This is a genomic window from Pedobacter vanadiisoli, assembly GCF_042684385.1.
In the GTDB taxonomy this organism is placed as follows: Bacteria; Bacteroidota; Bacteroidia; order Sphingobacteriales; family Sphingobacteriaceae; genus Pedobacter; species Pedobacter vanadiisoli.
This window is the reverse complement of the sequence record NZ_JBHULL010000008.1, coordinates 134,656-148,429: the sequence shown is the minus strand read 5'-3', so window position 1 is coordinate 148,429 and position 13,774 is coordinate 134,656. Positions and strand designations below refer to the sequence as shown.

General features: G+C 42.1%; 10 protein-coding genes and 1 tRNA gene. 3 read left to right on the top strand and 8 right to left on the bottom strand.

All coding sequences use genetic code 11. The features are described 5' to 3' along the window. The first annotated feature begins 13 nt into the window (after positions 1-13). Both ACFSR6_RS09265 and ACFSR6_RS09260 read left to right on the top strand, forming a co-directional pair. Positions 14-451: a GNAT family N-acetyltransferase gene (locus tag ACFSR6_RS09265; protein ID WP_379077999.1), complete on the top strand. Its 438-nt coding sequence runs from the start codon at positions 14-16 to the stop codon at positions 449-451. Between the two features lie 132 nt (positions 452-583). After that, on the top strand, positions 584-1,117 hold the full coding sequence (locus ACFSR6_RS09260; RefSeq protein WP_379077996.1) for a DinB family protein: 534 nt from the start codon (positions 584-586) through the stop codon (positions 1,115-1,117). 28 nt (positions 1,118-1,145) lie between these two features. Here the strand turns inward: ACFSR6_RS09260 and ACFSR6_RS09255 are convergent, their stop codons facing one another. Further along, entirely contained in the window at positions 1,146-2,189 is a 1,044-nt protein-coding gene (locus ACFSR6_RS09255; RefSeq protein ID WP_379077993.1) for an SDR family oxidoreductase, read from the bottom strand. Between the two features lie 92 nt (positions 2,190-2,281). Between ACFSR6_RS09255 and ACFSR6_RS09250 the strand changes: the two genes are divergently transcribed. Then, entirely contained in the window at positions 2,282-3,073 is a 792-nt protein-coding gene (locus ACFSR6_RS09250) for a helix-turn-helix domain-containing protein (protein ID WP_379077991.1), read from the top strand. 361 nt (positions 3,074-3,434) lie between these two features. On the opposite strand, the gene ACFSR6_RS09245 is transcribed toward ACFSR6_RS09250, so the two are convergent. The 7 genes from ACFSR6_RS09245 to ACFSR6_RS09215 form a co-directional block, all read right to left on the bottom strand. After that, positions 3,435-4,007 carry an NADPH-dependent FMN reductase gene (locus ACFSR6_RS09245; RefSeq protein WP_379077988.1) on the bottom strand — a complete coding sequence of 191 codons (573 nt, stop codon included), beginning with the start codon at positions 4,005-4,007 and terminating at the stop codon, positions 3,435-3,437. A gap of 72 nt (positions 4,008-4,079) precedes the next feature. Then, complete coding sequence (locus ACFSR6_RS09240) at positions 4,080-4,886, bottom strand: DUF6597 domain-containing transcriptional factor (RefSeq protein WP_379077985.1); 807 nt, start codon at positions 4,884-4,886, stop codon at positions 4,080-4,082. Between the two features lie 292 nt (positions 4,887-5,178). Beyond that, positions 5,179-5,252, bottom strand: a tRNA-Asp gene (locus tag ACFSR6_RS09235). Positions 5,253-5,404: 152 nt separating this feature from the next. Further along, positions 5,405-6,988, bottom strand: a complete 1,584-nt coding sequence (locus ACFSR6_RS09230; protein ID WP_379077983.1) for a Na+/H+ antiporter — start codon at positions 6,986-6,988, stop codon at positions 5,405-5,407. Between the two features lie 618 nt (positions 6,989-7,606). Continuing rightward, a complete protein-coding gene (locus tag ACFSR6_RS09225) occupies positions 7,607-8,050 on the bottom strand; it encodes a DUF3805 domain-containing protein (protein WP_379077981.1) in 444 nt (147 codons plus the stop codon). Positions 8,051-8,842: 792 nt separating this feature from the next. Further along, positions 8,843-13,321, bottom strand: coding sequence for a DUF6443 domain-containing protein (locus ACFSR6_RS09220; RefSeq protein WP_379077979.1), 4,479 nt, complete (start codon positions 13,319-13,321; stop codon positions 8,843-8,845). A gap of 12 nt (positions 13,322-13,333) precedes the next feature. Next, the gene (locus ACFSR6_RS09215; protein ID WP_379077976.1) at positions 13,334-13,774 is read right to left on the bottom strand and encodes a hypothetical protein; all 441 of its coding nucleotides are present in this window, start codon (positions 13,772-13,774) and stop codon (positions 13,334-13,336) included.

Below are 13,774 nucleotides of genomic sequence, written 5' to 3'. Positions count from 1 at the left end.
TATTGTATCATTAATGATGTCGCAACAGATCAGGCTCGCAACCCCCGGAGATTATATCCGGATTATGGAGATTTGGGAATCAGCAGTTATCGCTACTCATGACTTTCTCCTTGAGGAAGATTTTATTTATTTTAAGCAGATTATCCCAAAAGACTATCTACCGCATCTTGATGTATTCTTGCTTATTGAACGGGGTGAACAAATCGGATTTGCATCCGCATCAGAAGGAAACCTGGAAATGCTCTTTATCCATAACGAACACCGTGGAAAGGGCTATGGAAAAAGATTGTTCAATTTTATGAAAGAGGTAAAAGGCATTACAACGGTTGACGTTAATGAGCAAAACCACCAGGCTATAAGCTTCTACGCTAAATTGGGCTTTAAAAAAATGGGGAGATCAGAAAAAGACGGATCAGGTAAAAATTATCCCATTCTGCACATGGCTCTTTAAAATTATGAAAATATAATACAATCTAGCCAATATTCTCGCAATCAAATGCCCCATATTCTGGAGTGTGACAGCAGGCGGGACTGATAATAATGAGCTAGGTGAAGTGTATAAAATGGACTATAAATTTTAAAAATGATAGAACCAAAGCCTTTTGTAAAATGGTTTGATCGAAAATTCGATACAAACATTGACATCGAACAGTTTGAGGATGTCCTAAGCCGCATGGAGCATTTTCCTGCTGTTTTAAATCAATTACTTGAAACTTGCCCTAAAAAAGTAATCACTATAAAGACCGATGGTAAATGGTCTGTGAATGAAAACGTTGGACATTTGATCCTCCTGGAAGATCTCTGGCGCAAGCGGTTTCAGGACATAAAGGATGGAAAGCATGACATGTCTCCTGCTGATTTAAATAATACAGCAACCGAACAGGCTTTTTTCAATAAATCATTACTGGATGAACTTACCAAAAATCTGATTGACGAAAGAGCAAAAACAATTGCATTGCTGCAGGGAATAAGCAAAGAAGACCTTTTGAAGAAAAGTATCCATCCGAGGTTAAATCAACCAATGAATATTGTCGATCTTATGTACTTCGTAGCCGGGCATGATGAGCATCATATGAGCACCATACAATCTATTATTGAAAATACGGTGGCCTTGTAATTTTTCTCAACAACATGGATTGATTTATTTAAGGAATAATTTTCTTTGCCCGCATTTCATCAAACAGGCGGTAGAACATTTTTTCAGTATCTACAAATTCATGGAAGCCCAAGCGCCTGGCTTTAGTTCCATCGGCAAAAAAATCATAGTCCCATGAAAATACAAAATCGGCAAACGGCCAGGATGATAGTTCACCATAGGGATATTTTTCTAAACCATACCTATCCTGCATACCTTCATACACCGCTTTTTTATCAGCCATTACCTGGGTTAACGGTAGCTGCAAAGGAAACGCCACGGGCATCTCAAAGTAAGCTGCTATCTTCGGCCAAAGATCATTCCATCGAAAAAGATCGCCATTACTGATATTGAATGCCTGGTTGGCACATTGGGGCGAAGTCGCTGCCCATACGGTAGCTTTGGCGAGCAGGCCTGAATCGGTTATTTCAAGCAATTTATCATAGGCACCTGGCTTACCCGGGAAGCGCAATGGAATCCCAAGTTCCTTGGAAATGCTTGCATATACTGCAATGGCCATGGCCAGGTTCATGGGGTTGCCGGTAGCTGTTTCTCCTACTACGGAGGGTCGGATGGCAGACCACGACCAATTTTTTCCCATCTGCCGTTTTTGGAGAAAGTACTGCTGTTCGAGATTAAATTCTGTAGAGATTAACTGATCATCGCTTTCTTTGGCCGGTGTTTTAAACTGTCCGTAATGGGCACCGTAAACTTTATATCCCTGCATCAGGCTCACATGCTTTAGATCCGCTACAGGTTCGATGGCATTAAGCACATTGGCAAGCATTGCAAGGTTAGGGGCCACGAGTTCCCCCCAGGTAGGGCGGTCTTGATACGCAGTATAGAATATATGTGTTACACCAGACAATGCACCGAGTTTTGCTGTACAGTTATCTTTATCGAGAAGATCAACAGAAATATAAGATAATGCTTTGCGATCTGTCCCACCGCGGCGGGACAACCCAATGATATTCCAGGTACCCAAACTTTCCAGATGATTAATTAGATTAGTGCCTATTACGCCATTCGCTCCGACTACAAGTGCTGTATTCATGTTTTTACTTTATTTGTTATTCTATTGCAAAGTTCCGGCTCATACGTTTTTAGCTTCGGTAATATTCCGCTAGTTTTTTGTATATTTCCAACATGAAGCGCTATCATCAGTACGAGCCGCTAATAATAGCTGATTTTACAGCCAACATATGGCAGCATCCGTTGCACAAGCATAACCATTATGAGCTGATATACATCAGAACGGGAAAAGGTATGCACGTGATTAATGGGGTAACACTTCCCTATGAATCAGGCAATGTTTTTTTAATAGGACCTGAAGAAGCCCATTCCTTCGAGATAAAGGAGCAGACACATTTTATCTACCTTAAATTCACTGACCAGTATATGCATGGGGCCGGTGGACAAATCAGGGATGGTGTACAACACCTGGAATATCTTATCAAGAGCCGCGAAACACATTATGCAGGGTTTAAGCTGTCAGCCCAAGACAGTAGAATTGTTGATATGATCTTCAATTTAGTTGTGGGCCTCAGGGCGGACAGTTTCACGAACGATCAGATAATCTGGATGCAGGTACTGTCATTGGCAGCCATTCTTCAGCGTAATATGCCCGAACTAAAACCTGTAGGCCCGCGAGGCAGGGATATGCAGGCCATTTTTTGCTACATCCACAAAAACATCTATTACCCGAACCTATTGAAGGCTCCAATAATGGCCGGTCATTTTAATGTATCGCAAGACTACATCGGGCCCTATTTTAAAAGGAATACCGGGTTAACCTTACGGCAGTATATCAGCGACTACCGCTACAGCATGATCAGGCAACGAATAGCCGGTGGTAACTATAGTCTTAAACAAATCGCGAATGATTTTGGCCTCACAGATGAAAGCCATGTGAGTAAAGTGCTCCGGACATCAAAGTGATCCTTAATGCAAAGACTATTTTCTAGCAGAGATTTTAACTTCAGATGTAAAAATCTCGAACACCTTTTCATCTTTGAGCTAAAAACACACCACTTTGTTAATCAACCCCTTATGGCCAAAAAAAAAGGAAACAACTGATATTTGTTGTTTCCTTTAGTGGGCTGTACGGGGTGCAATCGAACCCCTTGTACAACTTTTGACGTTTATCGGAGTACTGAAGTGGATAGATTGATAATGAAAATATAACAATACACGGATAAGCGACTAGTAATAAAGAAGTGAAGCTCCCCGACAGGCAAAGAAGCGGTTCAGACTTTAATGCTTCACTACATTTGAGTGCTTGACAACATCGTGTTGCTAGTTAATTTAACTCCTTTTTTTGACGTACTACCCAGGCAGAAAAAGCTTCCAGGAATTGTGTGATGAAATGACGTATGCTTTCAACCTGGATTGCGCATCCCTGACCAAAAATTTCCGCGCTGTTTCCAATATAGGCTTCCGGTTGCTGCATCACCGGCATGTTCAGGAATACAAGCGACTGGCGCAAATGATGGTTAGCACCAAATGCTCCCATTTTACCCGGCGAAAGACTAATGATTGCCGCCGGTTTACTTTCAAAAACGTTTTTGCCATGCGGTGCCGACCCTATGTCGATGGCATTTTTTAGCACAGCGGGAACAGATCGATTGTATTCAGGGGTAATAAACAGTATCCCATCCTGATGCCGAATGGCATTTCTGAAGTCCAGCCATGCAACAGGTGCGCTTTCTGTCTCCAGGTCTTCGTTGTAAATAGGCAATTCTTCGATACTGATTAATGAATATCTAAGGTTTTGAGGCCTGGCCTGCCTAATGAACTGAGCCATTTTCAGGCAGTAAGAAGCCTTTCTCAAACTCCCGACTATTATGCCAATGTTGTATTGTCTTTTTTCCATGCGGTGACTAAAAATGTTTTGCAAATGAAAAAAGAAATCGACTTGAAAAATAGAATAAAACCGACAGATAAGTTAACTCCATTGTGAAAAATTGGACACCTCATCTTTGGGCTTTCGAACAAATTGTTTTGGCGTAGTCCCTGTGAACTCTTTAAATTCCCGAATACAATGGGACTGATCTGAATATTCATGATCATAGCAAATACTACTTAATAACGGATTCTCACAACTATTTATCATGCGAATTGTTGATTGGAATCGTTGTATTCGTGAAAACAGCTTCGGAGTAATACCAACATAATTAATAAATAATCTTTCAACAGAACGTTCGCTGATCCCAGACTCAGCCGCTATTTGATTCAGCGTACCAACTCCACCACTTTTCTCTAAAAGTTCAACAACATGACGAATTTTTACTGGGTTATTGTATTTGTATTTGGCAGCCTCTCTTAAAATGAAATCTGAAATGACCGTGATTTTTTCTTCTGTAGATAATGAAACTTCGGACAGCATATCAGTAATGTCTGTTTTTACGATATCCTCTACGTTGTAGTGTTTGTTAGTAAGCTGGGCCGCATCTATCCCGAAAATAGTTTTGATACTATAAGGATGGAGGCAAGCAATGATATTATTGAATTTTCCATTCGCTATTTTGTCAACATATTTTGTAGTAAGTCCATACAAATAAGCAGCAGGAAAACGTTGGCAATGGCGATCGGAGAAAGCACCAGGAATCTGTTGAAAAACTAGACCTGGACTTCCGTCTGCAAATGCCCTAAATGTTTCAGTATGCACAAAATCTTTATCATTCTCCATTAACAGAAAATGACGGACATAAGGTTTTAGTCGTTCTTCAGGTTGAATTACTATATAGCGCATTTAGATGTCTTAATTACAAGATCTGGTTGCGTTAAATATACGGTAATTACTTATTTATTATCCACGATTAATTCCAAACCACATTGACCTCGCTACCCCCCTTGGATTGAACAACAAATTATATCAACCGTGGCAGGGGGCGCCAATTGTCCAGTAACAGTCCTTTTCGGAAATTCGTGATCACGATGTTCTTTGATCTCCAACTATTCCGCCTGATTCAAAAAACCTTAACCAACAGTTAAACAAAAAACTCAAAAAGCGAAAAAGCTCCGAATTTCTTCGAAGCTTTTTGCGGAATGGACGGGACTCGAACCCGCGACCCCATGCGTGACAGGCATGTATTCTAACCAGCTGAACTACCACTCCCTTTGTTCTTCTTAACGTTCGAACCTCTTGTCTCTTTCGAGGTTGCAAATATAAAGACAAAATTCAGTTTATCACCATCCTGCTTAAGATTTTCAATTACAATTGCATAACCCGTTGAGTTTCATCTAAAATAAAAACAACATTCCGAAAGGTTAGATCATCCTCAGCCGCTCTTCTTCCAGGTCGATCTGGTATAATTGCTGCCGAATAACGTCTTCACTAACCGAAACATCCTTATTAAGCTCCGAAAGATACAATCGCTGGCTTTCGAGTAACTCCATAAAAATCGATTTCGTTTTTTCATTCATCCAGCTATCGTCTGTGGCTTTAGATTTTTCTTCCAAATGCTTCAACAATTTTTCCATACCGGCATTTCCATTCAACCCGTTATTATATTTATTTTTAAGAAACTGATAGGAATGCACTTTCAGGTCTTGTTTCACTTTCTGCCTGACTGATTCCTCATTTTCCTTGTTAATTCTCTCGCCAAATGCACCTGCCCGTTTTATAAAATAAGGAAGCGTAAGACCTTGTACCAATAACGTAAGCAGGATTACTTCAAAAGTAATGAACAAAATCAGGTCTCTATGTGGGAAAGCCATTCCATTATCAAATGCTATAGGTATAGCCAATGCAGCCGCCAGCGATACAACGCCACGCATGCCTGTCCAGCCAAGCAATAATGGCATGGTTAAACGCATTCTCCTTGACGACGCGGCTGGCGCTACATTCGGGCGGAAAATAAGTGTAGCAATAAGGGCAGCATAAGAGCTGATTATACGGGCGGCAATTAAAACGCCCGTAACCAATAAACCATAACCAATTGCCGTGCTTAATGGAATTCCCTTTGACCTAAGCCCATCCATAATTTCCGGAAGCTCGAGCCCAATGATCAAAAACACCATACCATTTAAAATAAAGATAAAGCTTTCCCATACACTGAAAGCCCTGATACGACTGGTACTGCTTAAAAAAAGAAGCCTTCTTGCCGACATAAATAATCCTCCGCTCACCACCGCCAATACGCCTGAACTGTGCAGTTCTTCTGCAATCCAATACATAAAATAAGGCTCAATAAGCATAAGTGCGATATCCGATGGAGCATCTGTTGGCAAATACCGGTGCGCCTGAACAAATATCCAGCCCAGTAATAAGCCAATCCCGGCCCCGCCAATAACCATCCATAAAAAGCTAAGAGCCGCATCTTGCCATATAAACTGACCCGTACCTACAGCCACCAGTGCAAAACGAAAGATAATTAGGGAGGAGGCATCATTTAATAAACTTTCTCCTTCTAAAATCGCCGAAGTGGATTTTGGAATTTTAACAAACTTAGTAATGGCACCCGTACTTACAGCATCAGGCGGAGATACTATACCTCCCAACAGAAAACCTAAAGCTATTGTAAATCCAGGGATAAGATAGTTGGTTACAAGGGCTACCGAAAGCGCTGTAAAAAAAACAACCAGGAAAGCAAAACTCCCGATAATACGCCACCACTTTTTCATCTCCTTAAAAGAAATAGACCAGGCAGCTTCAAATAATAGCGGAGGCAGGAATATAAAAAAGATGAGGTTGGGATCAATTTTCACCATGGGCAAGCCAGGTATAAAGCTTATTAACAATCCGCCGATAACAAGCAGAATAGGATATGCGATTTTGAGTTTAGCAGCCCACATGGTTAACAGTACGATTATGGCTACCATGGCAAGTAGAAAAGGTAAAATAGTATGCATAGGATATTGTTTTTTTGAGTGGACTAGCGCTTTTCTTTACAAAGAAAACCTGAACGAATAAAGTGTTTGCAGATTGGCTTGATCTGGCCTTTTCATTAAATTAATTTCGGAGGTCAGGATCACCGTGATAATACCTCAATTTTACAGCCTTAATTTATAAAAAACAATTGATAATGCTCAAGAAGCAAAAAGAGATTTTAAGTACAGCCTATACCGTGATGACGATTGGCATAAGATATGCCATAAGCAAATCTATCCAGTGTTTGTCGCAGCTTAATTCTATTTTATATACAGGAAAAACATCCGGAACACTGGGTAACTTTCGATATGAATTCGTTGTCGCAGACCAAAAAACAAAAAAGCCTTAGCTTTTTCAAACTAAGGCTTTTGTTGCGGAATGGACGGGACTTGTGCCCTATCAGTATACCCTTGATAATTAGCCTTTTAAATCTTATCATACTAACCTGCTCACTAATTGCTCACCATTTTTTTGCAACTATTTGACTGTAATTGACTAAGGTAAAGATAAATATTAATTCTATCAGATGCAATTGTTTGTAGGCGATGCCCGAGTGTCGTTTTATGTAAAATTACCTAAAACGTAGGCCAATAATAATTCTAAATGATTTTGATACTAGCGATCATCTTTTGAACAGATATTAATTCCCTTTCATTAATAGGCATTGTCTCTTGTTTCTTATCAATGGAAAATGTACAGATAAATATATCGTTCTGTTTTCCAGTAATCCAATAATAAATCACTTGGTTATCCCTATCTTGTTGAGATTCTTTCTTATAATGCGCGCAGTTATAGTTACCCAACTTTATTTTCTGGGCACCAGCATTTTCGAGGATCTCTGTGGTAATATATTGATCAGCTTTATCCTCATTGGGATCAGTTACGTTTGGCCATTGAAAAGCAGTAATCCTAAAATTACCTGTCCACGATGCCTCCGTTTCATTCCAGAAAGCATAAGTAGAATCATCGTCATATTCTGCCCAGCCATCAGCTAGTGTGAAGCTAAACCAGCCATCCCTAGAAATACAGTTATTATTGTTCATAATCTTGTTATAATTAAATGAGAAGAACTACATTGCTATAGCTCTTTCATGGACTTGCTATATCTGAACTTTTACGACCTACATTAGTTATTTCAGTACCTAAAGGCTATTTATTCAAGCTACACTCAAACAGCAAACCCCAGCATTTCTGATGGGGTTTAACATTACAACTAAGAATTATCAATGAGCAATGCACGATTCCTGGAAGCTCCATCTGTCATTTTCTTCTCCTTTATCTAAAAAAGATTTAACTATTCCATAATCAACATTGATAACACAGCCCAGCAATTTTTAAACTGCTGAGCTATGTGTATAAATTGCATTTTGGGCTTAGCGAGACCTAAGATTAGATGGTGTATCTCTATTTCGTTAACAAAATTAGCAATATCATATATTATTTAGGATTAATTTTTAACCTTCTGCTTCTTAAAGTTGTTTGTTATTACTGCTATTGCTGTTCCTAAATAAAAGAATAAAGGATAAACTATTATTATTCGTCTAAATATTCCATTCCACTCATTAAGTGAATCACCTAATGAAGCTGTAAAGTTCATGAACGTTGGAACACTTTTATGTGTTGCATTAAAAAAATCAAAAATGCCATACAGACATATTAAAAGCAATATTCCCCAGGTTATCGAACTTCGATATAACAGGAGAAAGGCAATAAGAGACATTAATAAAATATGGCTATAACCAAACTCTAACTTATTAATAAATAGTAAATAAATCTCAAATATTATTATCACTATGAAAACACTAATTGATATAATTTTGAATATTTTCATTCTTTTATTTTCTTTTATTATAATAATTTACAATATTCCCATATTCTTTTTTCAGTGAGGAAACCGTTTCAATTTTGGGAGTTTCGTAAAGGCCATTTTTACTGAAACTATATTGAGTGCCGTTTTGAGAAGTGCCTAAATATGTTGCAGCATGATTAGTTGATGCCGTAGTACCATTTACTAGATCCCAAGACTTTTTGGTAAAGCTAACAACTGTTTCTCCGAATTTATTATTTCCCTTACCAGTTACATCAACAAAATCACTTCCTTTTACTTCTGCTTTAAATTGACTTGATGGGACTGATTTACTGAAATCAGGCACATTTCCATTTGCTATTGCTATTGCACAAGCGAAACAGTTATAATTCTCTGCTGTTGTAATTTTAGCGAAAATGCTATTACTATAATTATCGGGATTATTTTCGGCATCAGCAACAGTAGCATTTATTTCAGCCACGCCAGTAACCTTATCCGAAAGTGTTATTTTTCCTCCTTTGATATTTTTATATTCCGCATCAGCCTGCTTTTGAGAAACATTTAAGAATTTCTGCAATGTTTGTGCATTATCTCCTTTTTCAGCAGTGACTGTCAATTTGCCGTTGGCAATACTCGGTATCCATTGCCCTTCCATTCCATCAGGATCAACAACGCTTATTGGGTTGTTAAAGCCATAAGCGTAGGGCGTTGATTTCCTATCTTTCTCCGCCAGTGGATCCACCACGTTCCATCTGCCGATAAGCGGATCATAGAACCTGGCGCCGTAATCGTATTGCCCCAACTCTTCCTGCAATTCCTTGCCATTATAAAGGTACTTATTTGTTCCCCCACTTACAGCCTTCCTCAGCCCAAAAGCATAATAATCGTCCCGCTGGATCGGCTCCACATTACCCGACACCGGGTTCTTCTGGAAACTGGTGCGGACATTACCCAAATGATCTGTCTGATTGTACTCATAACTGTAACTTCCGTTACTGTTACGCGCAATCCCTTCTTCAGTCTGGATGAAATCAATGGTACCATTGGGTTTGTACACTATCCCATCCAGGTAATCAACTCTACCGTTCAAAGCGCTTACCTTGATCAGTTTCTTACCCGTTGCATCATAAGTATAATCAACACTCTGGTTACCACTCACCTGCACAGGCAAGTTCAGGTAGTTATAGCTGATATTGTTCCCGTTAGGGCCATCAATAATCAGGTTACCATTTTCGTTGTAGGTATAGTTTCCATTAGTGAATCCATTGATGGTTTTAAGCTGGTTACCGGCATAATTACTATAGGTATTGGTACTGTAACCATCCCTGTAGAGGCTCTTGATATTGCCCATCACATCGTAACTTAGGCTTTCACCCAAACTGTTGCCAGCGGTTGAAACCGTTAAACGGTTCAGCCTATCATAAGTGTAATTAAAAGTATTCGATGCTCCACCATTGGTATAAGTTTGGCTGGAGATATTGCCATTGTACTGCGGGCTGCTACCGCTATTATAACCGAGACTGAGTGTAAACAACCCGCTGCTCTGACCAGTGAGCCAACCCCGTTCATTATAGGTATAACCGGTATGCTGTGCAAAGTTGAAGTCATCAGTACTATGCTGCCCTTTATCGATCAGTTGCCCAATCTCATTATAAGTTAGACTTGAAAGCGTTACCTCTGTACCCCCGTTTATCTGTGACCTGGTCTTTTTTTTCCTTCCCACCTGGTCGTAAGTGTAACGGTTCACAATTGTCGTAGTAGTCCCATTGCCTAAATGCACCCTCGTCCTGTTTTTTAAGCTGCCATCAAAGTTCCACTCGTTATTTACTACATCGCTTCCTCCAAGATGATTCTCACTTTTGGTTGTAATCAACCTTCCTTCCGCATCATAGTAGTTTACACTCAAGAGCATCGTACCAGTACCCAGATTTTTTACCTTGCTTCCTGTTAGTAGCGCCTTTACTCCTGCCGCATCAACCTGTCCGCCTGAGGGTTGTCCAAAAACGTTGTCAGGAAAATCATAACTACCATAAAAATTCACTGTTAAATATACGATATTGGCGTATTCCTCGCCGGCCATTGGATGTGTGCGTACCGTGTATCCATCTGCTCTTGTCGTGGTTCGTTCTTCCCAGAGCGGACCGGTCATCATATTAATGTAATTATCCTGGAGCATTGCTCTGCTCATAGTATTATTGTTCTCCAACCCGGTTATGATTATCCGTCCAAAAGCATCATACTTTGTCCAACTCCATTGGTGGTTTAGACGCTGTACCCCATCCTGAGTGTATACTAACTGATCAAGATTATTGTATACCATATATTCCCAGTCCTTGCCCGGGATCTTTTTCTCGGTTAACCGTTTACGCCCATCATAATGGTAGCCATAGATGAAGTCGGTAAATACCGCATCCGATTCGTAGAAACCAGTGATCTCGCCAGATAACCTGTCCGTGTTCAAGTTGACTGCCGGAGGCAGTACATAACGCAGGTTCCCCAAATCATCATATACATAATAAGTATTCAGGCTTTTCGTACCTGTTTCCCATACGCGCATCAATACTACCCTTCCTTCCAGGTCTTTATACTCATCCGTAGTCCCCATCTTTCCATCCCCCGATGTCCAGTTCTCATCTTTTATCGTTGTCCGGTACAATTTACCCGCTTCATAATAACCAGCCGAGGCACTTGTACCACTCACCACCCATTTCCGCACGTCACTGGCCACATTGGTCCCATATTCGCTCACCACCGTACGGCCGGTTACCGGTTGCCAGGCAGCTCCGGGAGCCCCCTGCTGCTCCACCCGGTTCAGAGGCGAAAGTTCAAAAACCGTCACGCTGTATGGTACCGGGGTTTTCACCACATTCCCATCCCAGCCGGTAGTACTGCCATTGGATGTAGTATAATAGTTCCCTTGTTGGGTTAGCCCATCTGTTTTATAGGCGCCATTATTCTCGCTCTTTGCCCCATAAGGCAGGTATTTCACCGCTTCCCGGCCATAAGCATCATAAGCCATGGGTTGTACAATATCCTTACCACCAGGGCTTGCCTGTACCTGTATAGTTTGCATGGGCCTCCCCAGCCCGTCAAAGTAACTCACCGTCCGGTTCGCCTGCTCAATAGGCAAACTCCCCACCTGCGAAAGGCTGGTTATCCCTTCCTGACGTACCGTAGTCTCTAACACATAATTCTGGTTGCCGCTCGGCTGGATGCCCGAAGCAGTACCTGCCGTTACCGTAATATTCAGCGCAAAGGCCGAACTGGCGTAAGTGCTGTTATAGGCTGTAACGTAATAACTAGCAGTGGCCGTTGCCGTAGTGGGCACCCCGCTGATATTTCCGTCCGAATTATTAAAGCTTAGTCCTGCAGGCAGCATCGGGGCCACCACAAAAGCAGCCGTAGCAATCTTGCGCACATCCTGATTGCCCGTCTCTGCCACATAAAGCGTGCCCTGGCTATCAATACTCAAACCATAGGGGGAATTTAGCCTTACCCCGGAACCGGTACCGTTGATTGACCCAGAAGAGGTTGTACCCGCAAAGGCCGAAACATAACCCGAAACATCGATCCTGCGGATCATATTGTTCTGCTGATCGGCCACATAGATATTGCCCGAGGCATCTATGGCCAGGTTATTGGGGTACTGGAAAGTAGCCGAGGTGCCATAACCACTGGCCGAACCCATCGATCCGTTACCGGCAACCGTGCTTACCGTCCCCCCGCTGATCTTACGGATCATGTGGTTTAACCGGTCAGCCACATAAACATTGCCCGAGGCATCCACCGCTACCCCCATCGGGTTGCGAAAGGTGGCCGATAAAGCGCTGCCATTACTTGAGCCTGCACTGCCCGTACCTGCAAAGGTACTCACCACCCCTGATGGGGTAATGACCCGGATCCTATGGTTGGAATAATCCGCCACATACAGGTTGCCCGAAGCATCAAAAGCCAGCCCGATCGGGCTGTAAAAGCTTGCACCCGTACCTGTACCATTGGCAAAGCCCGGGGAACCGCTGCCCGCAAAAGTAGTCACTACCCCTGATGGGGTAATCTTCCTGATCTTGTGGTTCTGCTGGTCGGATACAAATACATTGCCTGCGGCATCAACCGCCAATGCCGAAGGGTGCTGAAAGCGGGCAGCACTACCCGTTCCATCTGTAGACCCCGGAGAAGTAGAACCCGCAAGGGTAGTTACCACCCCCAGCGCAGTTACCTTTTTGATCTGGTTATTGTCCGAATCGGCGATGTATACATTCCCTGATGCATCCACTGCGGTATTCAGCGGGTTATATAAATTGCTGCTCACAAAACTAGTCGTGGTCTGCCCGCCCGCCGATGCAGTCCCACCGCTTACGCTGGGTGACAGGATAGTAATTGCACTGCCCGTACCATAACTTTGTGTGGAGGGTGAATAACTTACCGAAAGCTGCGCCTGGGCTGTAAGGATTGCAAATAAGGGTAACAACCCCGTGAATATGCTGGAAATTTTTATTCTTCTTTTCATCTGGAGAGGCGTTTAATTCTTCGTTTTTACATTGGTGCTGTCCAGTGCCGATCTTTTGCCATTTTTCGCAGGGAGCCTGGATTCGATTTCTTTACGGTGCGCTGCCAACCTGGCCCCATTTCTACTTGCAAGCGCTGCAGACATCTTTTCCCGCTGCTGGGGAGTCAGAAGTATGTTGAGCGCGGCCCTATGTTCCTGGGCAAGGGCCTTTAACCTCGCACTGCGCTGCTGGGGGCGCAGGCTGGTATCCTGCAGCACAGCCGTTACTTGCACACGGTATTTCTCCTGCCGTTCCACCAACCTGGCAGATTTATCTTTATCCAGGCCCAGTTCCCTGCCAACGGTTTCTTCTCTTTCTTTTTTGCTCTTGGCGGCTTCCTGGCCAAATGTTCCTGATAACCCTGTAACACTCAGTAACAGTACCAGTAAAGGGAAATATAAATGTTTGTTCAT

Coding starts and splice junctions, on each gene's coding strand:
- ACFSR6_RS09255 (WP_379077993.1), bottom strand. CDS start 2,189: ATGAATACAGCACTTGTAGTCGGAGCGAATGGCGTAATAGGCACTAAT.
- ACFSR6_RS09260 (WP_379077996.1), top strand. CDS start 584: ATGATAGAACCAAAGCCTTTTGTAAAATGGTTTGATCGAAAATTCGAT.
- ACFSR6_RS09250 (WP_379077991.1), top strand. CDS start 2,282: ATGAAGCGCTATCATCAGTACGAGCCGCTAATAATAGCTGATTTTACA.
- ACFSR6_RS09245 (WP_379077988.1), bottom strand. CDS start 4,007: ATGGAAAAAAGACAATACAACATTGGCATAATAGTCGGGAGTTTGAGA.
- ACFSR6_RS09240 (WP_379077985.1), bottom strand. CDS start 4,886: ATGCGCTATATAGTAATTCAACCTGAAGAACGACTAAAACCTTATGTC.
- ACFSR6_RS09230 (WP_379077983.1), bottom strand. CDS start 6,988: ATGCATACTATTTTACCTTTTCTACTTGCCATGGTAGCCATAATCGTA.
- ACFSR6_RS09225 (WP_379077981.1), bottom strand. CDS start 8,050: ATGAACAATAATAACTGTATTTCTAGGGATGGCTGGTTTAGCTTCACA.
- ACFSR6_RS09220 (WP_379077979.1), bottom strand. CDS start 13,321: ATGAAAAGAAGAATAAAAATTTCCAGCATATTCACGGGGTTGTTACCC.
- ACFSR6_RS09215 (WP_379077976.1), bottom strand. CDS start 13,774: ATGAACAAACATTTATATTTCCCTTTACTGGTACTGTTACTGAGTGTT.
- ACFSR6_RS09265 (WP_379077999.1), top strand. CDS start 14: ATGATGTCGCAACAGATCAGGCTCGCAACCCCCGGAGATTATATCCGG.